A 23,810-nucleotide genomic window follows, 5' to 3' on the forward strand; every position below is an offset into this window, starting at 1 on the left:
AGGCTTGACGCGCCTCGGCGCCCTGATAGTTTGACCAAAGGGTAAAAATTTGGGCGGCAGCACCGCCCGGACGACAAGAGAGACCGAGGAGAACTGGAATGTCGAACCGCCTTAACACGCCGAACGACCTGCGTGCTTTCTGGATGCCGTTCACTGCGAACCGGCAGTTCAAGAAGGAACCGCGCCTCTTCGTCGGCGCCAAGGACATGCACTACACGACCCATGACGGCCGCACGGTACTGGACGGCACGGCGGGTCTGTGGTGCGTCAACGCCGGCCATTGTCGCCCGAAGATCACCGAGGCGATCCGTGAGCAGGCGGGCGAGCTCGACTATGCGCCGGCCTTCCAGCTCGGCCACCCCAAGGCCTTCGAACTGGCAAACCGCCTGGTCGACATCGCGCCCGAGGGCATGAACCACGTTCTCTACACCAACTCTGGCTCGGAATCGGTAGACACCGCGCTGAAGGTGGCACTCGCCTATCACCGCGCCAAGGGCGACGGCTCGCGTTTCCGCCTGATTGGTCGCGAGCGCGGCTATCACGGCGTCAACTTCGGCGGCATTTCGGTCGGCGGCATCGTCTCCAACCGCAAGATGTTCGGCACGCTTCTGACCGGCGTCGACCATATGCCGCACACCCACTTGCCGGCCCAGAATGGCTTCACCCGCGGCGAGCCCGAGCATGGCGGCGATATCGCGACCGAACTCGAGCGTATCGTTACGCTGCATGACGCCTCCACCATCGCAGCCGTCATCGTCGAACCGGTGGCCGGCTCCACCGGCGTGCTGATCCCGCCGAAGGGCTACCTGCAGAAACTGCGCGAGATCTGCACCAAGCACGGCATCCTGCTGATTTTCGATGAAGTCATCACCGGTTTCGGCCGCCTCGGCACGCCGTTTGCCGCGCAGTATTTCGACGTGAAGCCGGATATCATTACGACCGCAAAGGGTCTCACCAACGGCGTCATCCCGATGGGTGCGGTCTTCGTCACCTCCGAGATCCATGATGCCTTCATGAATGGCCCGGAGCACATGATCGAGTTCTTCCACGGCTACACCTATTCGGGCAACCCGATCGCCTCGGCCGCCGCCCTCGGCACGCTCGACACCTACAAGGAAGAGGGCCTCTTGACCCGCGCCGCCGAGTTGGCACCCTATTGGGAAGAGGGCCTGCACTCGCTGAAGGACTGCCCGCATGTCATCGACATCCGCAATCTCGGCCTGATCGGCGCGATCGAGCTGCAGCCGATCGCCGGCGAGCCGACGAAGCGCGCTTTCTCCGCCTTCCTCAAGGCCTATGAGAGCGGCCTCTTGATCCGCACCACCGGCGACATCATTGCGCTGTCACCGCCGCTGATCATCAGCAAGGCAGAAATCGACGAGCTGTTCGGCAAGCTGCGCGCCGTTCTCAACAGCAATATCTAAGCAGGCCTCGTCGAGACTGTCAGAACCCTTTCCCCGGCAACGGGGGAAGGGTTACTCTTATCCGCAACAATGAAGCCAAGCGTCGTCCCGCCGAGACATCCGGGGCGCGTATAAGAAATGGAGTTGCCTCATGTCCGAAGCGCTGGAACGCTATATCGATCAGGGCGTCGGACGCGAGCCGGCTGACATCGTCTTGAAGGGCGGGCAGTTCTTCGATCTCGTCACTGGCGAACTGGTCGCCTCCGACATCGCGATCTCCGGCGACCGCATCGTCGGCACCTTCGGCAGCTACGAGGGGCGCGAGGAAATCGACATCACCGGCCGCATCGTCGTGCCCGGGTTCATCGACACCCATCTGCACATCGAATCCTCGCTGGTCACCCCGCACGAGTTCGACCGCTGCGTTCTGCCGCTCGGCATCACCACGGTCGTCTGCGATCCGCACGAGATCGCCAACGTGCTCGGTACCGAGGGCATCGAGTATTTCCTGGATTCGGCACTCGAGACGATCATGGACATCCGCGTCCAGCTCTCCTCCTGCGTGCCGGCGACGCATCTGGAAACGTCGGGCGCCGACCTGCCGATCGAACGTCTCCTGCCCTTCCGCCACCATCCGAAAGTCATTGGCCTTGCCGAGTTCATGAACTTTCCGGGTGTTGTGCACAAGGACCCGGTCTGCCTCGCCAAGCTCGATGCCTTCCAGGGCGCCCATATCGACGGCCACGCACCGCTGCTTTCAGGCAAGGACCTGAACGGCTATCTCGCAGCCGGTATCCGCACCGATCATGAATGCACCAGCGCTGAAGAAGCCATGGAGAAGATCCGCAAGGGCATGCACATCCTCGTGCGAGAGGGCTCGGTCTCCAAGGACCTGCATGCGCTGATGCCCATCATCACCGAGCGGCTGTCGCCGCACCTGGCGCTCTGCACCGACGACCGCAACCCGCTCGACATCGCCGAGCAGGGTCACCTCGACCATATGATCCGCACGGCGATATCCGCCGGCGTCGAGCCGCTGGCGATCTACCGCGCCGCCTCGATCTCGGCCGCCCGCGCCTTCGGTCTGCGCGACCGCGGCTTGGTCGCGCCCGGCTGGCGCGCCGATCTCGTGGTCATCGACAGCCTGGAAAACTGCAAGGCCGAAACGGTGTTCTCCGGTGGTCGCCGCGTCACCGACGCGCTCTTTGCCACCCGCAAGACGGTCGCCCCCGTCGGGCTCGACAGCGTCAAGGCCGGCCAAGTCCATGCCAGCGCCTTCGGCATTCCGGTCGCAGACGGCGACACCTCGGTCATCGGCGTTCTGCCCGGCAAGATCATCACCGAGCACCGCCGCTACCGCCTGCCGGCGGTCGGCAACCAGACCGGCGTCGATCTCGGCCGCGACATCATCAAGGTCGCCGTCATCGAACGCCACGGCGTCAACGGCAACCATGCCAATGGCTTCGTGCAGGGGTTCGGGCTGAAGAAAGGCGCGATCGCCTCGACCGTCGGCCATGACAGCCACAACATCTGCGTCGTTGGCGTCAACGACGAGGACATGGCGATCGCCGCCAACCGGCTCGGCGAGATCAAGGGCGGTTTCGTCGTCGTCGAGGACGGCAAGGTGACCGGCGAGATCGCGCTTCCGGTCGCAGGCCTGATGAGCCTCGAGCCCTATGAGAGCGTCCGTGACACGCTGCACGACCTGCGCCACGCCGCCTTCGCGCTCGGCGCAACGCTGGAGGAGCCGTTCCTGCAGCTCGCCTTCCTGCCGCTGCCGGTCATCCCGCATCTGAAGATCTCGGATCGCGGGCTGGTCGATGTCGACAAGTTCATGCTGATCGGGTGATTGGCGGCGGCACTCAGTTGTCGGCCACGGCGGGCGCCAGTTCCTTGCGGAAATAGACGACGCGCTCCGTCTCCTCGAAGCCAAGCGCCATGTGCAGGCTTTGGCTCCTCAGATTGTCGGTCGCCGTGTCGGAGGCGAGTTCCTGGCAGCCCCGGCTTGTCGCCCAGCGTTCGACCGCGGTGATCAGGGCGCGCGCCACGCCGCGACGGCGGTAGGCGGGCAAGACGTAAATGCCTTCGAGGAAGCCGACGGGCGAGGTCTCGCAGCCGTTAACGTAATCGTGGCGGATCGACGCTTCAGCGAAACCGGCAGCGACACCGGCTTCGTCCTCGCAAAGGAACGAAGCGTAGCGGTCGCGCTCCGCGAGACTGGATTCGACTTCGGCGCGATGATCCGCCGCCGGTGTATCCGGCCAGAGCGCCAGACGCATCTCGACCCAGCGGCCGATGGTTTCGCCATCCATCAACAATACGCGCATCAGAACTTCCCTGAGAAGGCCGACAGTCCGGCAACCCTGATGCTAACGGCTTCAAGCCGTGCCGGATATCCGGGCAATTCCAGGGGCTCAACCGCCGACGGCGCCAGAAACTCCAGCGGTTCCCGGGTGAGATTGAAGACGAAGAGCAGCCGCTCGCCGTCTTTCTCGCGAACAAAGGCCAGGAGATCGCTGTTCGTGTCGAGGAACCGCATCGTGCCATCGCTGAGTGCCGGCTGCGATCGGCGGAAGGCGAGCGTCGCGCGATAGTGATCGAGCACCGTGTCCCCGGTCTGCTGGGCGTCGACCGAAAGCCGCCGATGGTCCTCGGGCACCGGCAGCCACGGCTTGCCGGCGGTAAAGCCGGCATTGGCCGCTGCCTGCTCCCAGACCATCGGTGTGCGGCATCCGTCGCGGCCCTTATAGGAGGGCCAGAAACGGATGCCATATGGATCGCGCAGATCCTCGAAAGCAAGCTCCGCCTCCGGCAGCCCCAGCTCCTCGCCCTGATAGAGGCAGATCGAGCCACGCAGGCTGGAAAGCAGTGTGATCGCCAGCCGCGCCACCCTCTCCCGCTCCGCTTCACTGCGGGCAAAGCGGCTGACATGGCGCGTCACGTCGTGGTTGGAAAAGGCCCAGCAGACCCAGCCGTCGGTCACCGCCTTCTGGAAGTTCTCGACGCAGCGGCGGATATGTGTCGCGGTAAAGTCCGGCCCCAGGAGGTCAAAGGTATAGCACATGTTGAGCTTGTCGCCGCCGCTGGTATAGGCGGCCACGGTCTTCAGCGAGCGGGCGCCGTCGCCCACCTCGCCGACGGTCATGCGGCCTTCGTAGCGATCAAGCAACGCCCGGAACCGCGCGAGGAAGGCGATGTTTTCCGGCTGGCTCTTGTCGTGGAGATGGTCCTGCATGCCGTAGGGGTTCACGTCGGGCGCATCGTTGCTGGTGGCATCCGGATCCGGCACGAGCGGCGGGTTGTCCCGCAAGTGCTTGTCGTGGAAGTAGAAGTTCACCGTATCGAGACGGAAGCCGTCGACCCCGCGGTCGAGCCAGAAGCGGGCAGCATCGAGCACCGCGTCCTGAACTTCGGGATTGTGAAAGTTGAGGTCCGGCTGCGAGCCTAAGAAGTTGTGCATGTAATACTGCTTGCGCACCCCGTCCCATTCCCAGGCCGGTCCGCCGAAGATCGACAGCCAGTTGTTGGGCGCCGTGCCGTCCGGCTTAGGATCGGCCCAGACATACCAGTCCGCCTTCCCGTTCGTTCGGCTGGAGCGGCTTTCGACAAACCAGGGATGGCGATCGGCGGTGTGGGAGATCACCTGGTCGATGATCACTTTCAGGCCAAGACGATGGGCCTCGCCAAGCATCTCGTCGAAATCGGCGAGTGTTCCGAACATCGGATCGACGTCGCAGTAATCCGAGACGTCGTAGCCCATGTCGGCCTGCGGCGAGGTGAAGAACGGCGACAGCCAGATCGCATCGACGCCGAGCGAGGCGATGTGCGGCAACCTGCGGGTGACACCCTTGAGATCGCCGATGCCGTCGTCGTCGGTATCCTGGAACGAGCGCGGATAGACCTGATAGATCACCGCACCGCGCCACCAATCGTCACCCGATACCTGCCGAGACGCCATGTAAGCCCCCTGAAGACGGTCTGTCGCGCAAAGGTGTAGCGTTGACCGGCGCCGGAGTAAACGCCATTCACCGCCACGCACGGATCGCCACCAAACAGCCGGAAACTATCTCTTGCCGAGAACGATCGAGACCCTTATCCCGTCTCAGACGAAATCTTGTGAGGAGGAAAGTCGTTGGCCGGAAAGATGCTTGCGATCGGAGAGTGCATGGTCGAGCTCATGCAGGCGGAAGGCGGGCTCTTGCGCAAAGGCTATGCCGGCGACACGTTCAACGCCGCCTATTATGCGCGGCTCTTCATGCCTGCTGATTGGACCGTCGCCTATTGCTCCGCCGTCGGCACCGACACGGTTTCCGACGAGATGCTGGCCTTCATGGCGGAAAAAGCGATCGACACCTCGGCCGTCCGCCGCATCGAGAACCGCTCGGCAGGCCTCTATATGATCCATCTGAAGGACGGCGAGCGCAGCTTCTCCTACTGGCGCTCGCACTCGGCTGCCAAGCTGCTTGCCGACGACGCCGAGCACCTCCGACGCGCGATCGAAAGCTCCGACCTCATCCTCTTCTCCGGCATCACGCTGGCGATCCTTGCGCCCGATGCCGTAGAAACGCTGCTGTCGGAGCTGCGCCGCGCCAAGGCTGCCGGCAAGACGGTGGTCTTCGACCCGAACATTCGCCCGCGTCTCTGGGACGATGCCGAGCGCATGCGCCGCACGCTGACCGACGGTGCCCGCGCCGCGACCCTGGTGATGCCGAGCTTCGACGACGAGATGACCCATTTCGGCGATGCTTCGATCGACGCGACGATTGCCCGTTACAAGAGCCTGGGCGCCACCAACCTCGTCGTCAAGGATGGCGAGAAGGGTGTGACGCTCGCCTTCGGCGATGCCCCGGTTGAGCATGTGCCGGCGACCCCGGTCGAGCGCGTCGTCGATACGACCAGTGCCGGCGACAGCTTCAACGGCGCCTTCGTCTCCCGCTTGGTGGCGGGCGACAAGCCAGCCCAGGCCGCCACCTTTGCGGCAAGCGTCGCTGCCGGCGTCATCGGCCATCACGGCGCGCTCGTGGCGCGGGAGAAGCTGCCTGCCGCGTGAGCGGCGGGGTCACTTTTCAGGAACTTTAGGAAGGATGCAGACGGAAAGCCTGTTTGGTTTTCCGCTCCCTCTTTATCTTTAGCGACGCTTCTTCGCCTTGGACTCGTACGGGTTGTCGCCCGAACGGAAGTGCATGCGGATCGGCACGCCCGGCAGGTCGAAATCGTTGCGCAGACCGTTGATCAGGTAGCGCACATAGGATTCCGGCAGCGCGTCCGGCCGCGTGCAGGAGATCATGAAGCCCGGCGGGCGCGCCTTCACCTGGGTCATGTACTTGAGCTTGAGCCGGCGACCGGAAACGGCCGGTGGCGGATGCTGAACCGTCTGCGATTCCAGCCAGCGGTTGAGCCGCGCGGTGGAGATGCGGCGGTTCCAGGTCTTGTCGGTCTCGATGATCGCCTGCATCAGCCGGTCGAGGCCGTAGCCGGTGTGACCGGAAATCGGCACGGCACGGATGCCGCGGGCCTGCGGCAACAGCCGCTCGGTCTTTTCGCGAAGATCGGCAAGCACCGCCTGCCAATCCTCGACCAGGTCCCACTTGTTGAAGGCGAGAACGGCCGCCCGGCCTTCGCGCAGCACGAGGTCGACGATCTGCAGATCCTGCTTCTCGAAGGGAATGGTTGCATCAAAGACGATGACCACCGTTTCGGCAAAGCGGATGGCGCGCAGCGCGTCTGCGACCGAGAGCTTCTCGAGCTTCTCCTGAACCTTGGCCTTGCGGCGCATGCCGGCAGTGTCGAACATCTTGATGGTGCGACCGCGCCAGTCCCATTCGACCGAGATGGAATCGCGGGTGATGCCGGCTTCCGGACCCGTCAGCAGCCGGTCTTCGCCGAGGAAGCGGTTGATCAGGGTCGACTTGCCGGCGTTCGGCCGGCCGACGATCGCCACCCGCAGCGGCTTGGTCTCGTCATAGGCGGTCTCCACCTCTTCGTCTTCACCGTCGTCCTTGAACGTGGGGCGCAGATCGATATCGGTTTCGGCCACGTCGTCTTCCGGCGGGTAGGCCCGGTCTTCGCCGATCGCAGCGACGATCGCGTCGCGCAGATCGAGCATGCCCTGGCCGTGTTCGGCCGAGATCGGGCACGGCTCGCCAAGGCCGAGCGTGAAGGCATCGTAGAAGCCGCCGTCGGAGCCGCGCGCCTCGGACTTGTTGGCGACCAGCACCACCGGCTTGCCGCGGCGGCGCAGCATTTCGGCAAGCGTCTCGTCTGCCGGCGTCAGTCCGCCCTTGGCGTCAACCAGGAACAGCGAAAGATCGGCTTCGTCGATCGCGGCCTCGGTCTGCGCCCACATGCGCCCCTGCAGCGTGTCGGGTCCCGATTGCTCGAGACCGGCCGTGTCGATGATGCGGAAGCGCAGATCGATCAACTTGGCGTCCCCCGGGCGACGGTCGCGGGTGACACCCGGCGTATCGTCGACGAGCGCCAGCTTCTTGCCGACCAGGCGGTTGAACAAGGTGGACTTGCCGACATTGGGACGCCCGACGATGGCGACGGTGAAGCTCATGGATCTATCCGTTTCCGCTTGGAGCCCTGCTGCCAACAAGGCGGCTGCGCTCATAAATTCGTTTTCTGCCGCATCGGCAGCGACAGTCCCAGCAGGAACTGTTCCGATTGTACTCGGCAATCCCGAACGCAAAACCGCTTAAGCACTTTTGCTGAAACTGCTTTAAACGCTTTAGCGCACAATCCCAAGGTCGAGACCGACATTGGGATCATGCGCTGATTCGAAAGGGTCTTGCACCCCGTGCCTTCCCGTGGGGATGGGCTGTCGTCTTAGGCCTTGCCGCTCGCGGCGATCACGTCGAGCAGCATCTGGGCGCGACCGGTGACGTTGCGCGGGCTCTGCGCATCGTCGACGATCTGCTGGAACCAGGTCTTCGCCTTGGCGTAGTCGCCGGACTTGTAGGCAGCGAGACCAAGGGCTTCACGCGCCGAGTGGCGCATGTTGTTCTGCGGCGTAGCAAGCTGCTCGACCTCGGCCGAAACCTGGTCGTAACCGCCGGTATCGACGAGCAGGTAGGCTGCACGCAGACGCGCTGCCTCCTGGATAGCTGCCGGGACGCTGCTGTCCTTGCCGATAGCGGAGAAGGCCTTGGCAGCCGCCTCTGTCTCGCCCTTCTGCGCCTGCAGCGTGGCAGCGCGCAGACGCGCCAGCACCGGATAGGCGCCGTAGCCGTCCTTCTCCAGCGTGTTCAAGGCGGCGAGCGCCTCGTCTGTCTTGTTTTCCTTGGCGAGGTTCAACGCCTGCAGGAACGCATCGCCCGACTTCGAGGAGGCGCCATCCTGCCAGTAATCGAAGCCGACCTTGCCGATGGTGCCGAGTACGATAAGCACGGCGATGGCCACGATGACGCCGCCGAAGCGGGCCCAGATGCTCTTCATCTGGTCGGAACGCAGTTCCTCATTGACCTCGCGGATAAAGCTGTCGTCTTGGTTCGCCATCTATTGCCCCGGCCTTGCCTGCACACTGGCCCGTCGCGCCAACGGTCATATGACGATCGGCGAAACGGACACTCTCAAACTGTTCGAGCATGCACGAGGGGTCCTTGCCGCACCCGCCGCACTCTCATGGATTTTGCGCCTTCTACCCGATTTTGCGGCGCTTGTAAGGGGGCCGACGCGATTTAGAGCGCCTATGGCCGACACGAGGCCGACTCCGTCGCTCTAAATTTTCTGTTACTGCAATTCCGGACGCAAAACCGCGGTGCACTTTTGCTGGAAATTGCATCAGCCCATGACGACCGGTGCAACGCCGATCAACCATTCGTGCAGCTTCCAGACGAAGAGCACGTAGGCGACGAGGCCGATGATGATGGCGAGCACGTCGTTGGAGGCCGATTTGAACACCGGCAGTACGCGTTCGCCTGCCCGCTCGCGGCGTTTCAGCGAGATACGCAGGATCACCGCCCAGGCGAGAAACGAGCCGAACAGCAGGACGGAGGACGTCTCGCCGTTGGCGAGCAGATGCGCCAGCGCCCAGACCTTGATCGAAAGCACCTGAGGATGCTTGACCGCAACCGCGATGCGCCCGGCCGGAAGGAAGCCGGCAGCAAGGAAGATGAAGGCAAAAAGCATCAGAAGCAGCGCGATGTGGCGCATGAATACGGGCGGATCGTAGAGCATGCCCGTTTCGCTGCGGGCCTGGCCGAAGCCATAGATGATCAGACAGAGGCCGATGAGGCTGAGGATTGCATAGATCCCCATCCAGGTGCCCTTGCCGCGGCGCTCGATGACGCCGGCGCGGAAACCGGGCGCGACGACGCGGATGAGATGCAGGCCGAGAAAAAGAATGATGCCGAGAACGAGTATCGCCATGGGGCCACCGCTTTGTTCGAGTATCGGGCAAACTCAGCGCCGCTCGTCGGAAAAGACGGGAGCTGGCCGCTGAAGCGTGTTGATTTCCAGTGTATTCGGTTCCCGGACCGATTCCGCCCAGGTTGCTATGGAGTAGCCTTGATAGCGCGTTTTTTCCAGACCGATCAAAGGATTGCCGCATTTTCGAACCATTTGCGACAAAACCAAAACAGTGCAGTTGATCATGATCCGTATTCCGCTTGCCCTCTCGCTCGCCCTTCTTCCCGCTCTTGCCAGGGCCGAGCCGGCGTCGCCGGCCACCGCGCCCGCCGGTGACAGGCAGTTGGTGATCGTCTCGTTCGACGGCGCGCATGACAACGCGCTATGGGAAAAAAGCCTGGCGATGGCCAAGCGCACCGGTGCGCATTTCACCTATTTCCTCTCCTGCACCTTTCTGATGACCCGGGCGGACGGCAAGACGCTCTACAAGCCGCCGGGCCAGAAGGCAGGCCGCTCGAATGTCGGCTTCGCGCAGAGCCGTGAAGAGATCGCGGCCCGCGTCGGCCACATCTGGCAGGCCCATCTCGACGGCCACGACATCGCCAGCCACGCCTGCGGCCACTTCGACGGCAAGGGCTGGAGCAAAGCCGACTGGCAAAGCGAGTTTTCGACCTTCAACGCGGCGCTCAAGGACGCCTGGAAGAAGGCGGACAAGCCCGAGGCCGAGCCGGCCGGCTGGGCCGAATTCGCCGCAACCGGGATCAAGGGATTCCGCGCGCCCTATCTGTCGCTGAGCGACGGCCTGCTGCCGGCACTCAAGGCGGACAACTTCACCTATGACGCAAGCCTGGTGACCAAGGGTCCGGGCTGGCCGACGACAAAGGATGGCCTGCCGCGTTTCGGACTGCCGCTGATCCCCGAAGGGCCGTCGCAGCGCCCTGTCATCGGCATGGACTACAATCTCTTCGTCCGCCACTCCATGGGTGTGGAGAACAAGAAGGACAGCGCCCGCTTCGAGGAGCGCACCTACGAGGCCTACAGGAAAGCCTTCGACCGGGAATATGCGGGCGACCGCATCCCACTGCAGCTCGGCTTCCATTTCGTCGAAATGAACGGCGGCGCCTACTGGCGCGCGCTCGATCGGCTGCTGGGCGAAGTCTGCGGCAAGCCCGACGTCGCATGCGTCAGCTATGCCCAGGCGCTGCCGCTGATCGAGCAGGCAAAAAAGAAGGCGGGTCGAACCGCCTTCTGATTGCTATGCGTTCGGCCAAGCTCAGGCCAGTTCCTCTTCACCACCGACCTCGATGAACTTCTGATCGATATGCGGTAGCGGCTCTTCGTCGATCGTCGCCTCGAACGCGCGCAGGCGCTTGTAGATCGACAGGAGCTCGACGATCGTCGGCCAGGAAGAAACCAGATACTGGAACGACGAGGTGACCTGGCCGAAGGCGCCGGAGATTTGGTTCAGCGCGCCAAGCGTGATCTTACCGGCGATAATCGACGGCGCCAGGATCAGCAGCGAAAAGATGTTGTTGATCTGCAGGTAGAAGATGCGGGCGATGTTGAAATAGAGATAGTGGAAGTACAGCCGGAAATAGTTGCGGCGCACGTTCTCGAAAAGGTCGGCAACGGTTGGCGGCTGGGCGCGATCGGCGTGATCTTCGCCATAGACCAGTTCCTTGCGGTAGGCCGCCTCGACGCGCTGGTTGCGGAACTCAAGCCCCGGCAATTTGATGCCGACGACAGCCAGGAACACGGTGCCGAACAGCGACCAGAGCACCGCGGCGGTGACCAGCGGATAGGGAATGGCGCCGACGATCGGCAGTTCGGTGACGTTTGCGGACAGCCGGATCAACACCGGCGTAAACGCGATCAGCGTCATCACGCTGTCGATCAGGCTGACGCCGAGACCTTCCACGGTCGTGGAAAAGCGCATCGTGTCTTCCTGCACACGCTGCGAGGCACCTTCGATATGGCGCAGCTTGCCCCAATGGGCCATGTAGTACTCGTTCATCGCGGTGCGCCACCGGAAGATATAGTGGCTAACGAAGAAGCGCGTCATGACGGCCACGGCGACGGCGACGAGCGCGATCGCGAGGAAGGTGGCGATTTCGCCGTAGAACTCTTCCGCGGTGACGACCTTTGACTTGGAAACCGCCGCCTGGATCAGGTCCCAGAACGGCCCATACCAGTTGTTGATGGCGACGCTGACCTGCACCTGAAAATAGGTGACGAACAGAATGAGGGCGGATCCGAGGATCGACCAATTCTGCCAGCGATGCGGTGAGTAGACGTACCAGAACGCCGCAAATAACCCCGTGACCAGCGCGAAATAGATGTAGAACCAGAGGAAGGCCGGAGACCAGAAGGCGGAAATGCCGACGATCGGCGGCGCGTCGGACGGCAAAGGCGGCATGCCGAAGACTGCGCCCAGTTGCTCGCCTTCCCCATACCAGAAGGCGATGGCAACCAGCGACCAGACGACAAAGGAAATGAAGAAGAGCTTCGGCTTCGGAAAGAAGGATAGGAACAAGTGCGGCACTCTCGTTTCGGTGGAGACGAACAACTCGCCTCCCGAAGCGCCGAAACTAGGGCAAAGCGCCGTCGTCAACAATCGGGTAATGTAAACGTTACTGTTATTTCATCCAGGCGAGCGCCGGTGCCGGAGGGTCTTTTTTCGCCGCTGCTCAGGCCCTCAATGCCTGTGAAATCCGCTTCAACTCGACGACAATGACCCCACCGCACAGGAAAAGAACGGCAGCCGCGATCAAGGTTGGTGCGGTGAAGCTGCCGGTGCGCTCCGCAAGCCAGCCGGCGACCAGCGGACCGACGATTTGCCCAATACCGAAAGCAGCCGTCATCAAAGCAAGCGCCTTGCGCGGGCTCTCGGGCGCCAGCTTCCGCCCGATCTGCAGGCCATAGGCAGTGATCATCATGAAGGTTGCGCCGAGCATCAGGCCGCCGGCAAGCGGCGCATAGGGCAAAGGCAGGCTGACCGTCAGCACCAGCCCGACCGCCTCGACGAGCAGCCCGATTGCATAGACGCCGGCAAGGCCGAAGCGCGGCACGGCAAAGCGCCAGAGATAGACGGAGAGCGCTGCGGCAAGCCCCGTCAGCAGCCAGGCGAGAAACTCGATGCTGTGGCCGCCGCTCGGATCACGCGCCATGGTGACGAGGAACGTGGCGGTGATCACATAGCCGAAGCCGAAGAGCGCATAGGTGAACGTCACTACGGTCAGCGGCCGCGTCCAGCGCAGCGGCCTTTCGCGCACCGGACCAGAACCGGACGACGGAACGCCGGGAAGAAGTGCGGTAACGACGATCGTCCCGACCAATCCGACCAGCGCGCCGGTAAACCAGTCGCCCATGGAGGTCGTCAGGCCGGCGTGACCCGCGATCGGGTTCGCCCAGACGCAAAGCGATGAAAACGCGATACCGAGGCCGACGCCGCCAAAGTGAACGGCCGGCACGTGTTCCGAGCGCGCGAGCACGCCATGGCCGAGCACGATGCCGGAGATGAAGATCATCGCAAAGGCGCTGGCAAGGCCGGCGAGGAAACGGATCAGCGCCAGCACGACGACGGAGGACGAGAGGCCCATGGCCGCCAGCAGAGCCGTCGTGGCGACGAGCGACAGCAGACCGATCCGCCGCTCGTGCCCATGGGCCCAGCCATAGGCCGCAAGAATGGCGCCGGCGAGATAGCCGACGAAATTGGCCGAGGCGATGAGCCCGGCATCACCCGGCGACAGGCCGAGATCCACCATCATCGCCGGCAGGATCGGCGTATAGGAGAAGCGTCCGAAGCCCATGGCGACGGCCATGGCGATGGCGCCGGCAGTCGCGGTGGCGGAGATGTTGGTCTGCAGCGGTCGGTCGAGCGTGGTCATATCATTTTATTGCGCCGCAACACGACGGACGACAAACGACAATAATTGAAGGATCTATTGAAGAAATCGAACGATCACCGATTTCAATGGCTTAGACCAATCACCGGAAAGGTGAGATGCACCACATCACGGCGGCAGATCATGCACCGCGGCGATGGAGCAAAAAATCGTCTGGAGGACGACGGAGGCTGCAGGCCGCCGCCGTATCCCTGGTTCATTCAGCCCGGTAGTGTCACCACCAGCGGCCCGCCGCGGGTGACGACAACTGTGTGCTCATACTGCACCGTCGGCGCGCGCGGGTCGCTGTAGAGCGTCCAGTCGTCGTTGCCGCCCTCGGCCCATTGCGCGCCCATCGACAGGAAGGGCTCGACGGTGAAGACCATGCCGTCGGTCATCCGGCGACGCTCGCGCGGGTCCGGCCAGGTGGCGATCTCGGTCGGCTCCTCATGCAGCGAGCGGCCGATGCCGTGGCTGGCGAGATTGGTGACAAGCGAATAGCGGTTCTTGCGGGCGAAGTCGCCAATCGCGTTGCCGATGGCAGCCAGCGGCTGGTCGGGGCGCACCTGCTTCAGACCGACCCACATGGCCCGCTTGCCATCGCGGCAAAGCCGGTCGATCGCGGCGGTGACCGGCGGTACCGGGAACGAGGCGCCGGTATCGGCAAAGATGCCGTCCTTTTCGGCCGAGACGTCGATGTTGACGAGATCGCCGGCCTTGATCACGCGGTTGCCGGGAATGCCGTGGGCGATTTCCTCGTTGACGCTGATGCATGTGGCACCAGGAAACTGGTAGCAGAGTTCGGGCGCCGAGCGTGCGCCGGCCTCTTCCAGTACCTTGCGGCCGATCGCATCGAGTTCCGCAGTGGTAATGCCGGGCTCGAGCGCCTCGCCCATCGTCTGCAGGGCATTGGCGCAGATGCGGCCGATTTCCTTCAGCCGCAGCAGGTCTTCTTCGTTGTTGAGGGTCATCCGTATCTCGCTTTCGCGCTCACATGTAGCGTGTCATGACGCGTTATGCCAGCACGCAGCGGAACGGCCGGGGGTGACCGCCCCCGACCCTCGACACTCAGGCGATAGCGGGTGCCGCTGCCTTTTCTTCCGCCACGGCCTTGCGCACCAGCGGCGCCACCTTGGTGCCGTAGAGCTCGATGCCGCGCATGATCTGGTCGTGCGGCATCGGACCGATCGCCATCTGCAGCAGGAAGCGATCGTTACGGAACAGCTTCCAGTTCTCGACGATCTTCTCGGCCACCGTTTCCGGATCACCGAGGAAGAGGTTGCCGGAGGGGCTGCGCGCCTGGTCGAAATGCGCCCGGTTCGTCGGTCCCCAGCCGCGCTCGCGGCCGATGCGGTTCATCACTTCCGCCTGCGGCCCGTAGAACTGGTCGGCGGCAAGATCGGTCGTATCGGCGATGAAGCCGTGCACGTTGATGCTGGTTTTCAGGTTTGCCGGATCCTGACCGGCGCGGCGCGCGGCCTCGCGGTAGAGGTCGAAGAGCGGCGCAAACCGGCGTGGCTCGCCGCCGATGATCGCAAGCGCCACCGGCAGGCCGAGCGCGCCCGCGCGCGCTACCGATTGCGGCGTGCCGCCAACGGCGATCCAGAGCGGCAGCACCTCCTGCAGCGGCCGCGGATAGACGCCGCGATCATGGATCGCCGGCCGCATCTCGCCGGCCCACGAGACCTTTTCGCTTTCGCGCAGCGCCATCAGGAGGTCGAGCTTTTCGGCAAAGAGCTGGTCGTAGTCATCGAGCGACTGGCCGAAGAGCGGGAAGGATTCGATGAACGACCCGCGACCGGCCATGATCTCGGCGCGGCCGCCCGAGATCAGATCAAGGGTCGAGAATTGCTGGAAGACGCGTACGGGATCGTCCGAGCTCAACACCGTGACGGCACTGGTCAGCCGGATATTCTTCGTTTTTGCCGCTGCGGCCGCGAGGATGACCGCCGGCGCGGAGGCCGCGTAGTCAGGCCGATGGTGTTCGCCGAGCCCGAAAACATCGAGGCCAACCTGATCTGCAAGCTCGATTTCCTCGAGAAGGTTCTTGAGGCGACGCTGGCCCTCCCTGCCTTTGTGATCCGCGTTCGGATCGACATCCGCAAATGTGTAAAGCCCGAGTTCCATGAGATCTGTCCTTTTTCTGTTTGCACAACAGATAGTTGGCGCACACATGAGCAGCAAATGCGCATCCGGGAAACGCTGTGTTTCCCGGATGCATACGAACGAGACCTTACCCTCTCGGTAGACCGTCAAGCAGGACATCGAGGCCCTTCCGGAACGTGCCATCCCAATCGCTGTCCAGGAGCAGGCGCGTGCGCTCGATCGTCGGATAGCGTTCGCTGAGCGCCGAGAGGCGCTTCTGTCCGGCTGCCTGGTCGGCGTGCGAAAGCGCGAAGCTCGCCCGGGTGACGGTGGCGCCGAGCACGTAGTTCCAGAGCGACCAGATCGCGACATTCATGTCCGCGTCGGCAACGCCGGCTCTCGACAGCACCTCGCTCATGGTTTCCAGGCGGCCGAGTACATTCGCGCCGAGCGCCCGGCGCGGCAGCAGCGACGCCGACCAGGGATGGCGCAGCATGATTCCGCGCCAGTCTTCGAGCATGTGAACCACATCCCTGCGCCAGTCCTCGGGCTCGATCCTTTGCGGGGGCGCGCGATAGGCAAACACCGCATCGAGCGCCAGGTCAAAGACCTCCTCCTTGTTGGCGACATGCCAATAGAGGCTCATGACGCCCGCACCGAGACGGTCGGCGAGACGGCGCATCTTCAAGCCGTCGATACCCTCGGCGTCCAGCAATTCGACCGCAGTCGCCACGATGCGCTCCAGAGACAGGGACGGCTCGCCGCCCGGCTTCTTCCCGGCCTGGGCTGCCGACTCTATCCGCTGGGAGCGTTTGCCCTGCCCGCCGTTCCCTTTCGCCGCCATGCGTCTTCCTTGCTGATTGGAGTGTCGATTTACGCCGACAACGCGCCGGATGTCGATCCTGAACGATTGACTCGTACGGCGTACGATGTAAATGAATCGTACGCCGTACGAGTCAATAGCAAGAGCGACGGCGAAAGGTCAAACCTGCAGGCCTGCAAGCGGCATCGCGCGCGGGCCTCGGAGACGAGAGAACACCATGTCACGCACAATCAGACATCTCATGATCGGAGGACTCATCATCATGACCACGGGCGTTTCCACAGCGGCGACCGCGAGCGAGCAGGCGGCCAAGCTGACGATCGTCAACCCCAAGAACCTCTACGACCCGACGCCGCATGGCTATAGCACCGCGGTGATCGTGCCTGCCGGGGCACGGGTGGCCTACATTTCAGGACAGGGCGGCCAGGATAGCACCGGCGGCCTGTCTCCCGACTTCGCGGTTCAGGTCAAGCAGGCTTATGCCAATCTGGGCGCAGCGCTCGAGGGGCTCGGCGCAAGGCCGGACCAGGTCGCCAAGCTCACCATCTTCGTGGTCGACCACGACATGTCCAAGCTCGAGGTCCTGACCGGCAGCGTCAAGGAAATGTTCGGCGCGACGCTGCCGGCGCAGACACTGGTACCCGTGCCCAAGCTGGCGGTCGACGGCATGCTGTTCGAGGTGGAAGCGGTCGCTGTCATCGACTGACGGCGGCCCGGAAGGCAGAGAATGGTCGGGAGAAACGGACGCGCGGCGAAAATCGCCGCTCGCCCGGCTCTTAGCTCAGCGTCCTTTTGACCGCGTTGCGCCAACCCTTGAACTTGGCCTTACGCATCTTTTCGTCCATGGCGGGCTCGAAGCGGCGGTCGCGTGCCCAGGACTTGGCAAAGTCTTCCTGCTTCGGCCAGACGCCGGCGCGGCTGCCGGCAAGCCAGGCGACGCCGAGCGCGGTCGTTTCCAGGATGACGGGCCGATCGACCGGCGCGTCGAGCAGGTCGGAAAGCCGCTGCATCGTCCAGTCGGAGGCAACCATGCCGCCGTCGACGCGCAGAACCGTCTCCTTGCCGTTGTTGCGCCAGTCCTTGTGCATCGCCTCAAGCAAGTCGCGCGTCTGGTAACAGACGGCTTCGAGTGCCGCGCGGGCAAACTCCGCCGGACCGGTGTTGCGGGTCATGCCGAAGATCGCGCCGCGCGCGTCCGGATCCCAATGCGGCGCGCCGAGCCCGGTGAAGGCCGGCACGAGATAGACGTCCTGCGTCGGATCGGCGCTTGCGGCAAGCGTCCCGGTATCGGGCGCAGCCTTGATCACCTTCAGCCCGTCGCGCAGCCATTGCACCGCAGCACCCGCGACGAAGATCGAGCCTTCGAGCGCATAAGTGGTTTCGCCATCAAGCTTGTAGGCAATGGTGGTGAGCAACCGGTTCTTCGAACGCACCATGTCCTTGCCGGTGTTGAGCAGTGCGAAGCAGCCGGTGCCATAGGTGGATTTCAACATGCCCGGCTTGAAGCAGGCCTGGCCGATGGTCGCCGCCTGCTGGTCGCCGGCAACGCCGAGGATCGGGATCGCCGCGCCGAAAAGTGCGGTATCGGTAACGCCGAAATCGGCGGCGCAATCCTTGACCTCGGGCAGCATGGCGCGCGGCACCTTGAGGATCTTCAGAAGCTCATCGTCCCAGGCATTTTCGGCGATGTTATAGAGCAGCGTGCGCGAGGCGTTGGTCGCGTCGGTCACGAAGGATTTGCCGCCGGTCAGCCGCCAGATGAGGAAGGTATCGATGGTGCCGAAGCAGAGTTCGCCCTTGGCGGCGCGGGCCTGCGCCCTGTCGATGTTGGTCAGCAGCCAGTTGAGCTTGGTGCCGGAGAAATAGGGATCGAGCAGCAGGCCCGTCTTCCGGGTGAAGGTCTTTTCCAGCCCCTGCTTCTTCAGCCGATCACAATAGGAGGCGGTGCGACGGTCCTGCCAGACAATCGCGTTGTGAATGGGATTGCCGGTCTTGCTATCCCAGACGACGACGGTTTCGCGCTGGTTGGTGATGCCGATCGCCGAAAGGTCGCCGGCCTTGATGCCGGCCTTGGCGATAGCGTCCTCAACCGTCGAAAGCACCGTCTGCCAGATTTCCTCGGGATCGTGTTCGACCCACCCGGATTTCGGAAAATACTGCTTGAATTCCTTGTGGCTGGCCCCGGCGATCTGCTGCTGACCGTCGAAGATGATCGCCCGGCTCGAGGTCGTACCCTGATCGATCGCGAGAATGTATCCGCCCATATGCCCCTCCCCGGCCACACGCATGTTTGTTCACCCGGCCTTGAAGGCGGGATCTCATTTCGAAAACTTCAATACGATGGCAAAACGAATGTCAAACGAAAACAAAACGCAACCGTCGACTTCGCCATTCCCCTCCTCAACTCTGCGGTCCGCAACCCAAAAACACAATTGTCAGCGCCGGCGTTTTCCGCGTAGGCTGGCGCTGTTGCGCCGCAACAAAGCAGTGCGCGGCGCCACAAAGGGAGAGAGCAGCAATGACGAAAACAGCGGTCATCACCGGTTCGACGAGCGGCATCGGGCTTGCGATCGCCAAGGCCTTCGCCAAGGGTGGCGCCAATATCGTGCTGAACGGCTTCGGTAGCCCGGACGAAATCAAGAAGGCGACGGACGACGTCAGCGCGCTGACGACAGGAACGGTCGTCTATCATGCTGCCGACATGACGAAGCCAGCCGAGATCGCCGATCTGATCGCCACGGCGACGACCCGCTTCGGCGGCGTCGATATCCTCGTCAACAATGCCGGTATCCAATATGTCGAGAAGGTCGAGGATTTCCCGATCGAGCAATGGGACCGCATCATCGCGATCAACCTCTCCTCGTCCTTCCACACGATCCGCGCCGCTATTCCCGGCATGAAGGCGAAAGGCTGGGGCCGCATCATCAACATCGCCTCGGCCCATGGCCTCGTCGCCTCGCCCTTCAAGGCGGCCTATGTGGCGGCGAAGCACGGCGTGCTCGGCCTGACGAAGACCGTGGCGCTCGAAGTGGCCGAAAGCGGCATCACCGCGAACTCGATCTGCCCGGGCTACGTGCTGACGCCGCTCGTCGAAAAGCAGATCCCCGATCAAGCCCGCACCCGCGGCATCACCGAGCAGCAAGTGATCAACGACGTGATGCTGAAGGGGCAGCCGACGAAGAAGTTCATCACCGTCGAACAGGTCGCAGCCCTTGCCGTCTATCTCGCCGGCGACGACGCGGCACAGATCACCGGCACCCATGTGTCGATGGACGGCGGTTGGACGGCGCAGTAACGGCCGACATCCGTCAAGTGGACGGCAGCGCGGACCGGGTGCCCCCCGCGCTGCCCGCATGGCGTGCAAAAGTCCGCTCAGCCCTTTGCTTTTCTGCATAACCACCTAAGATCAAAGTGATTTCAGGACGTATGCAGCAGCAGGGAATGAATGGCATGCCCCAGCCGACCGGTTCAATCAGCTTCATCCTCAACGACCGCGAGGTCGCTCTTTCCGACATTGCACCGACAACGACGCTGCTCGACTATCTGCGGCTGGAACGCCGGCTGACCGGCACCAAGGAAGGTTGTGCGGAGGGCGACTGCGGCGCCTGCACCGTGCTCGTCGGGCGGCTGGTCAGCGACCGGCTCGTCTATGAAAGCGTCAACGCCTGCATCCGTTTCCTCGGCTCGCTGCAGGCAACCCATGTCGTCACCGTCGAGCATCTCGCCGGTCAGGATGGCACGCTGCATCCGGTGCAGCAGGCAATGGTCGATTTTCACGGCTCGCAATGCGGCTTCTGCACGCCCGGCTTCGTCATGTCGCTCTATGGCCTCTGGCTTGGCAACGACAGCCCCAGCCGCGCCAATATCGAAAAGGCGCTGCAGGGCAATCTCTGTCGTTGTACCGGTTATGAGCCGATCGTGCGCGCGGCCGAAGCGGCGGCAGAGGCGCGCCCCTCCAACATCTTCGATCCGATCACCAGGGAGCGGGAAACGATCACCATCAGGCTGAAGGCGCTGGCACCGACGGAAACGATCACACTCCGCCAGGGCGAAAATTGTCTGATCGTGCCGGCCGACGGCAGTGGCCTGGCGGAAGCGCTCGCCGACCATCCCGGGGGGACGGTCGTTGCCGGCTCCACCGATGTCGGCCTCTGGGTGACGAAGCAGATGCGGGCGATCAACCCGGTGATCTTCATCAACGGCATCACCGAATTGCAGCAGATCGAGGAAACCGCGGACGGTCTGATTATCGGCGCCGGCGTCAGCTACACCATGGCCTATGCCGCCCTCGCCAAGACGTTTCTCGGGCTCGGTCCGCTGATCAACCGCATCGGCGGCGAACAGGTGCGCAACATGGGCACGATCGGCGGCAATATCGCTAACGGCTCACCGATCGGCGACAGTCCGCCGCCCCTGATCGTGCTTGGCGCGACGGTGACGCTGCGCTCGAGCGCGGGCCAGCGGACACTACCGCTCGAAGACTTCTTCATCGCTTATGGCAAGCAGGATCGCCAACCCGGCGAATTCGTCGAAAGCATCTTCGTGCCGCGCCTGCCGGCGGGCGATCTCTTTGCCGCCTACAAGATCTCCAAGCGCCGCGACGAAGATATCTCCGCGCTGCTTGGCGCGTTCCGTCTATCGGTGGATGGCGGCATCGTCCGCTCCGCCCGCATCGCCTTCGGCGGCATGGCCGCGACGCCCAAGCGCGCCAGCAACGTCGAGGCGGCGCTGATCGGCAAGCCATGGACCGAGGAAACGGTCCGCGCCGCGCAAGCCGCCTTCGAGAGCGATTACCAGCCGCTCACCGACTGGCGGGCAACGAGCGACTACCGCATGCTTGCGGCGAAGAACCTTCTGATGCGTTTCCTCCTGGAAAGCGGCGGCGAGCCGGCGCAACTGGTTCGCTTTGCTGCGGGAGGCCGATAGTCATGGACAAATCCACCTTCGAGGAACGCAAGACGATCCGCGGCGAGATGCATGTTTCCCAGCGTCACGACAGCGCCCACAAGCATGTCTCCGGCACCGCCGACTACATCGACGACATGCCCGAGCCGGCGGGCACGCTGCATGGCGCGCTTGGCATGACCGACCGGGCGCATGCGGAAATCACCGCCATGGACCTTTCGGCCGTCGCCGCCGTGCCCGGTGTCATGCTGGTGTTGACCGCCAAGGACATGCCGCATTCCAACGACATCAGCCCGAGCCACCTGCATGACGAGCCGGTGCTTGCCGATGGCCTCGTGCAGTTTCATGGCCAGCCGGCCTTCGCCGTGATTGCAGAAACCCGTGACATCGCCCGTCGGGCGGCAAGGCTCGCCAAGATCACCTATCGCGACCTGCCGCATTTCACCGACATTCTCGATGCCGTCGCCCATGGCGGGCAGTTGGTCACGCAGCCGCTCACCCTGCAGCGCGGCGATGCCGAGGCGGAGCTGGAAAAGGCGCCACGGCGGCTCAAAGGCAGCATGCGCATCGGCGGACAGGAGCATTTCTACCTCGAAGGCCATATCGCCCTTGCCATTCCCGGCGAGGACGACGAGGTCACCGTCTGGTCCTCGACCCAGCATCCGAGCGAGATCCAGCACATGGTCTCGCACGTGCTCGGCGTGCCCTCCAATGCGGTGACCGTGAACGTGCGCCGCATGGGTGGTGGCTTCGGCGGCAAGGAAACGCAAGGAAACCAGTTCGCAGCCCTTGCCGCGGTCGCGGCGAAGAAGCTCAACCGCGCCGTCAAGTTCCGCCCGGATCGCGACGAGGACATGACGGCAACCGGCAAGCGCCACGACTTCCTGGTCGATTACGACGTCGGCTTCGACGACGAGGGTCGCATCCATGCGGTCCATGCCAACTACGCGGCGCGCTGCGGCTACTCTTCGGACCTCTCCGGCCCGGTCACAGACCGTGCGCTGTTCCATGCGGACAGCTCCTATTTCTATCCGCATGTGAAGCTCACCTCGCAGCCGCTGAAGACCAACACCGTCTCAAACACCGCTTATCGTGGCTTCGGCGGCCCGCAAGGCATGGTCGGCGGCGAGCGCATCATCGAGGAAATCGCCTACCAGCTCGGCAAGGATCCGCTCGAAATCCGCAAGCTGAATTTCTATGGCGACAAGGGCTCCGGCCGCGATGTCACGCCCTACCATCAGCAGGTCGAAGACAACATCATCGCGCAGATCGTCGCGGAGCTGGAAGAAAGCGCCGGCTATCAGGCGCGCCGTCAGGCGATCCTCGCGTTCAATCGGGAAAGCCGCGTCATCCGCAAGGGCATCGCGCTGACGCCGGTGAAGTTCGGCATCTCCTTCACCATGACCGCCTTCAACCAGGCGGGCGCGCTTGTGCATATCTACCAGGACGGCTCGATCCACCTCAACCACGGCGGCACCGAGATGGGCCAAGGCCTCTACATCAAGGTCGCGCAGGTGATCGCCGACAGCTTCCAGGTCGACCTCGACCGCGTTCGCATCACTGCGACGACGACCGGCAAGGTGCCAAACACGTCGGCGACCGCCGCCTCTTCGGGCTCTGACTTGAACGGCATGGCCGCCTTCGACGCCGCGCGCCAGATCAAGGACCGTCTCGTCGGTTTCGCCTGCGAGCGCTGGCAGACGACGCCCGAGAATGTCAGCTTCGTCGCCAACCACGTGAAGATCGGCGAGGAGCTGATCCCCTTCCCTGAATTCATCAAGCAGGCCTATATGGGCCGTATCCAGCTTTCGGCCGCCGGCTACTACAAGACGCCGAAGATCCACTGGGATCGCGCCAGCGGCCGCGGCACACCCTTCTATTACTTCGCCTATGGCGCTGCGGTTTCGGAGGTTTCGATCGACACGCTGACCGGCGAATACATGGTCGACCGGGTCGACGTGCTGCACGACGTCGGCCGTTCGCTCAATCCGGCGATCGACCTCGGTCAGATCGAGGGCGGCTTCGTGCAAGGGATGGGCTGGCTGACGACGGAAGAGCTCTGGTGGGACGACAAGGGACGGCTTCGCACCCACGCCCCCTCCACCTACAAGATCCCGCTTGCCTCCGACCGGCCGAAGATCTTCAACGTCAAGCTTGCCGAATGGTCGAGCAACGCCGAGAAGACCATTGGCCGCTCCAAGGCGGTGGGAGAGCCGCCCTTCATGCTGCCGATCTCGGTGCTGGAGGCTTTGTCCATGGCAGTCGCCAGTGTGGCCGATTACCGCGAGTGCCCGCGGCTCGATGCCCCGGCAACACCGGAGCGTGTGCTGATGGCCGTCGAGCGTCTGCGCAATCGCTGAC

At 63.5% G+C, this 23,810-nt stretch carries 20 protein-coding genes; 8 read left to right on the forward strand and 12 right to left on the reverse strand.

Features of this window, described 5'->3' with window-relative positions; all coding sequences use genetic code 11:
- Positions 1-98 precede the first annotated feature (98 nt).
- Both aptA and ade read left to right on the forward strand, forming a co-directional pair.
- A complete protein-coding gene (aptA, locus tag AC3WVQ_RS13100) occupies positions 99-1,424 on the forward strand; it encodes an omega-aminotransferase AptA (protein WP_034788948.1) in 1,326 nt (441 codons plus the stop codon).
- Positions 1,425-1,554: 130 nt separating this feature from the next.
- Entirely contained in the window at positions 1,555-3,252 is a 1,698-nt protein-coding gene (ade, locus tag AC3WVQ_RS13105) for an adenine deaminase (RefSeq protein ID WP_060528885.1), read from the forward strand.
- A 13-nt stretch (positions 3,253-3,265) separates the two neighbouring features.
- Here ade and aac(6') read toward each other — a convergent pair whose 3' ends face one another.
- On the reverse strand, positions 3,266-3,730 hold the full coding sequence (aac(6'), locus tag AC3WVQ_RS13110) for an aminoglycoside 6'-N-acetyltransferase (RefSeq protein WP_090298396.1): 465 nt from the start codon (positions 3,728-3,730) through the stop codon (positions 3,266-3,268).
- Positions 3,730-5,361: a beta-galactosidase BglA gene (gene bglA / locus AC3WVQ_RS13115; protein ID WP_492382795.1), complete on the reverse strand. Its 1,632-nt coding sequence runs from the start codon at positions 5,359-5,361 to the stop codon at positions 3,730-3,732. Before bglA ends, aac(6') begins: the two co-directional genes overlap by 1 nt.
- Positions 5,362-5,535: 174 nt before the next feature.
- On the opposite strand from bglA, the gene AC3WVQ_RS13120 reads away from it, so the two are divergent.
- On the forward strand, positions 5,536-6,453 hold the full coding sequence (locus AC3WVQ_RS13120) for a sugar kinase (RefSeq protein ID WP_090298387.1): 918 nt from the start codon (positions 5,536-5,538) through the stop codon (positions 6,451-6,453).
- 78 nt (positions 6,454-6,531) lie between these two features.
- Here the strand turns inward: AC3WVQ_RS13120 and der are convergent, their stop codons facing one another.
- From der to AC3WVQ_RS13140, 4 genes are all read right to left on the reverse strand, one after another.
- A complete protein-coding gene (gene der, locus AC3WVQ_RS13125) occupies positions 6,532-7,962 on the reverse strand; it encodes a ribosome biogenesis GTPase Der (protein ID WP_034788953.1) in 1,431 nt (476 codons plus the stop codon).
- A gap of 269 nt (positions 7,963-8,231) precedes the next feature.
- Complete coding sequence (locus AC3WVQ_RS13130; RefSeq protein ID WP_034788954.1) at positions 8,232-8,900, reverse strand: tetratricopeptide repeat protein; 669 nt, start codon at positions 8,898-8,900, stop codon at positions 8,232-8,234.
- 285 nt (positions 8,901-9,185) lie between these two features.
- Complete coding sequence (locus AC3WVQ_RS13135; RefSeq protein WP_060518793.1) at positions 9,186-9,773, reverse strand: NnrU family protein; 588 nt, start codon at positions 9,771-9,773, stop codon at positions 9,186-9,188.
- Positions 9,774-9,806: 33 nt separating this feature from the next.
- Entirely contained in the window at positions 9,807-9,998 is a 192-nt protein-coding gene (locus tag AC3WVQ_RS13140) for a hypothetical protein (protein WP_060609314.1), read from the reverse strand.
- On the opposite strand from AC3WVQ_RS13140, the gene AC3WVQ_RS13145 reads away from it, so the two are divergent.
- Entirely contained in the window at positions 9,997-11,004 is a 1,008-nt protein-coding gene (locus tag AC3WVQ_RS13145) for a polysaccharide deacetylase family protein (protein ID WP_034789068.1), read from the forward strand. The two genes, AC3WVQ_RS13140 and AC3WVQ_RS13145, sit on opposite strands and share 2 nt — an antisense overlap.
- 21 nt (positions 11,005-11,025) lie before the next feature.
- Here the strand turns inward: AC3WVQ_RS13145 and sbmA are convergent, their stop codons facing one another.
- The 5 genes from sbmA to AC3WVQ_RS13170 all read right to left on the reverse strand — a co-directional run bounded on the left by sbmA (position 11,026) and on the right by AC3WVQ_RS13170 (position 16,565).
- A complete protein-coding gene (gene sbmA / locus AC3WVQ_RS13150) occupies positions 11,026-12,285 on the reverse strand; it encodes a peptide antibiotic transporter SbmA (RefSeq protein WP_060581794.1) in 1,260 nt (419 codons plus the stop codon).
- 154 nt (positions 12,286-12,439) lie between these two features.
- Entirely contained in the window at positions 12,440-13,639 is a 1,200-nt protein-coding gene (locus AC3WVQ_RS13155) for an MFS transporter (protein ID WP_181432615.1), read from the reverse strand.
- A gap of 218 nt (positions 13,640-13,857) precedes the next feature.
- Positions 13,858-14,607: a type I methionyl aminopeptidase gene (gene map / locus AC3WVQ_RS13160; RefSeq protein WP_034788960.1), complete on the reverse strand. Its 750-nt coding sequence runs from the start codon at positions 14,605-14,607 to the stop codon at positions 13,858-13,860.
- Between the two features lie 97 nt (positions 14,608-14,704).
- On the reverse strand, positions 14,705-15,763 hold the full coding sequence (locus AC3WVQ_RS13165) for an LLM class flavin-dependent oxidoreductase (protein WP_090298384.1): 1,059 nt from the start codon (positions 15,761-15,763) through the stop codon (positions 14,705-14,707).
- A 106-nt stretch (positions 15,764-15,869) separates the two neighbouring features.
- The gene (locus tag AC3WVQ_RS13170; RefSeq protein ID WP_090298382.1) at positions 15,870-16,565 is read right to left on the reverse strand and encodes a TetR/AcrR family transcriptional regulator C-terminal domain-containing protein; all 696 of its coding nucleotides are present in this window, start codon (positions 16,563-16,565) and stop codon (positions 15,870-15,872) included.
- 196 nt (positions 16,566-16,761) lie between these two features.
- Here AC3WVQ_RS13170 and AC3WVQ_RS13175 point away from each other — a divergent pair, with 196 nt between their 5' ends.
- Positions 16,762-17,250 (forward strand): RidA family protein, encoded by a 489-nt coding sequence (locus tag AC3WVQ_RS13175; protein ID WP_060581693.1) that lies wholly within the window; start codon positions 16,762-16,764, stop codon positions 17,248-17,250.
- Positions 17,251-17,320: 70 nt separating this feature from the next.
- Here AC3WVQ_RS13175 and glpK read toward each other — a convergent pair whose 3' ends face one another.
- The gene (glpK, locus tag AC3WVQ_RS13180; protein WP_110819315.1) at positions 17,321-18,808 is read right to left on the reverse strand and encodes a glycerol kinase GlpK; all 1,488 of its coding nucleotides are present in this window, start codon (positions 18,806-18,808) and stop codon (positions 17,321-17,323) included.
- Positions 18,809-19,062: 254 nt separating this feature from the next.
- Here glpK and AC3WVQ_RS13185 point away from each other — a divergent pair, with 254 nt between their 5' ends.
- The 3 genes from AC3WVQ_RS13185 to xdhB all read left to right on the forward strand — a co-directional run bounded on the left by AC3WVQ_RS13185 (position 19,063) and on the right by xdhB (position 23,809).
- Positions 19,063-19,839, forward strand: a complete 777-nt coding sequence (locus AC3WVQ_RS13185; protein ID WP_089045040.1) for a 3-hydroxybutyrate dehydrogenase — start codon at positions 19,063-19,065, stop codon at positions 19,837-19,839.
- Positions 19,840-19,994: 155 nt separating this feature from the next.
- Positions 19,995-21,470: a xanthine dehydrogenase small subunit gene (gene xdhA, locus AC3WVQ_RS13190; protein ID WP_110819335.1), complete on the forward strand. Its 1,476-nt coding sequence runs from the start codon at positions 19,995-19,997 to the stop codon at positions 21,468-21,470.
- Between the two features lie 2 nt (positions 21,471-21,472).
- Positions 21,473-23,809 (forward strand): xanthine dehydrogenase molybdopterin binding subunit, encoded by a 2,337-nt coding sequence (gene xdhB / locus AC3WVQ_RS13195; RefSeq protein ID WP_110819316.1) that lies wholly within the window; start codon positions 21,473-21,475, stop codon positions 23,807-23,809.
- The last annotated feature ends 1 nt before the right edge of the window (position 23,810 follow it).

The organism is Ensifer sp. EB106-05-01-XG146, from assembly GCF_058791875.1.

What these genes read in the sequence shown, in the direction of transcription:
- aptA (WP_034788948.1), top strand. Translation starts at nt 99, where the DNA reads ATGTCGAACCGCCTTAACACGCCGAACGACCTGCGTGCTTTCTGGATG.
- ade (WP_060528885.1), top strand. Translation starts at nt 1,555, where the DNA reads ATGTCCGAAGCGCTGGAACGCTATATCGATCAGGGCGTCGGACGCGAG.
- bglA (WP_492382795.1), bottom strand. Translation starts at nt 5,361, where the DNA reads ATGGCGTCTCGGCAGGTATCGGGTGACGATTGGTGGCGCGGTGCGGTG.
- der (WP_034788953.1), bottom strand. Translation starts at nt 7,962, where the DNA reads ATGAGCTTCACCGTCGCCATCGTCGGGCGTCCCAATGTCGGCAAGTCC.
- AC3WVQ_RS13130 (WP_034788954.1), bottom strand. Translation starts at nt 8,900, where the DNA reads ATGGCGAACCAAGACGACAGCTTTATCCGCGAGGTCAATGAGGAACTG.
- AC3WVQ_RS13135 (WP_060518793.1), bottom strand. Translation starts at nt 9,773, where the DNA reads ATGGCGATACTCGTTCTCGGCATCATTCTTTTTCTCGGCCTGCATCTC.
- AC3WVQ_RS13145 (WP_034789068.1), top strand. Translation starts at nt 9,997, where the DNA reads ATGATCCGTATTCCGCTTGCCCTCTCGCTCGCCCTTCTTCCCGCTCTT.
- AC3WVQ_RS13140 (WP_060609314.1), bottom strand. Translation starts at nt 9,998, where the DNA reads ATGATCAACTGCACTGTTTTGGTTTTGTCGCAAATGGTTCGAAAATGC.
- AC3WVQ_RS13155 (WP_181432615.1), bottom strand. Translation starts at nt 13,639, where the DNA reads ATGACCACGCTCGACCGACCGCTGCAGACCAACATCTCCGCCACCGCG.
- map (WP_034788960.1), bottom strand. Translation starts at nt 14,607, where the DNA reads ATGACCCTCAACAACGAAGAAGACCTGCTGCGGCTGAAGGAAATCGGC.
- AC3WVQ_RS13165 (WP_090298384.1), bottom strand. Translation starts at nt 15,763, where the DNA reads ATGGAACTCGGGCTTTACACATTTGCGGATGTCGATCCGAACGCGGAT.
- AC3WVQ_RS13170 (WP_090298382.1), bottom strand. Translation starts at nt 16,565, where the DNA reads ATGGCGGCGAAAGGGAACGGCGGGCAGGGCAAACGCTCCCAGCGGATA.
- AC3WVQ_RS13175 (WP_060581693.1), top strand. Translation starts at nt 16,762, where the DNA reads ATGTCACGCACAATCAGACATCTCATGATCGGAGGACTCATCATCATG.
- glpK (WP_110819315.1), bottom strand. Translation starts at nt 18,808, where the DNA reads ATGGGCGGATACATTCTCGCGATCGATCAGGGTACGACCTCGAGCCGG.
- AC3WVQ_RS13185 (WP_089045040.1), top strand. Translation starts at nt 19,063, where the DNA reads ATGACGAAAACAGCGGTCATCACCGGTTCGACGAGCGGCATCGGGCTT.
- xdhA (WP_110819335.1), top strand. Translation starts at nt 19,995, where the DNA reads ATGCCCCAGCCGACCGGTTCAATCAGCTTCATCCTCAACGACCGCGAG.
- xdhB (WP_110819316.1), top strand. Translation starts at nt 21,473, where the DNA reads ATGGACAAATCCACCTTCGAGGAACGCAAGACGATCCGCGGCGAGATG.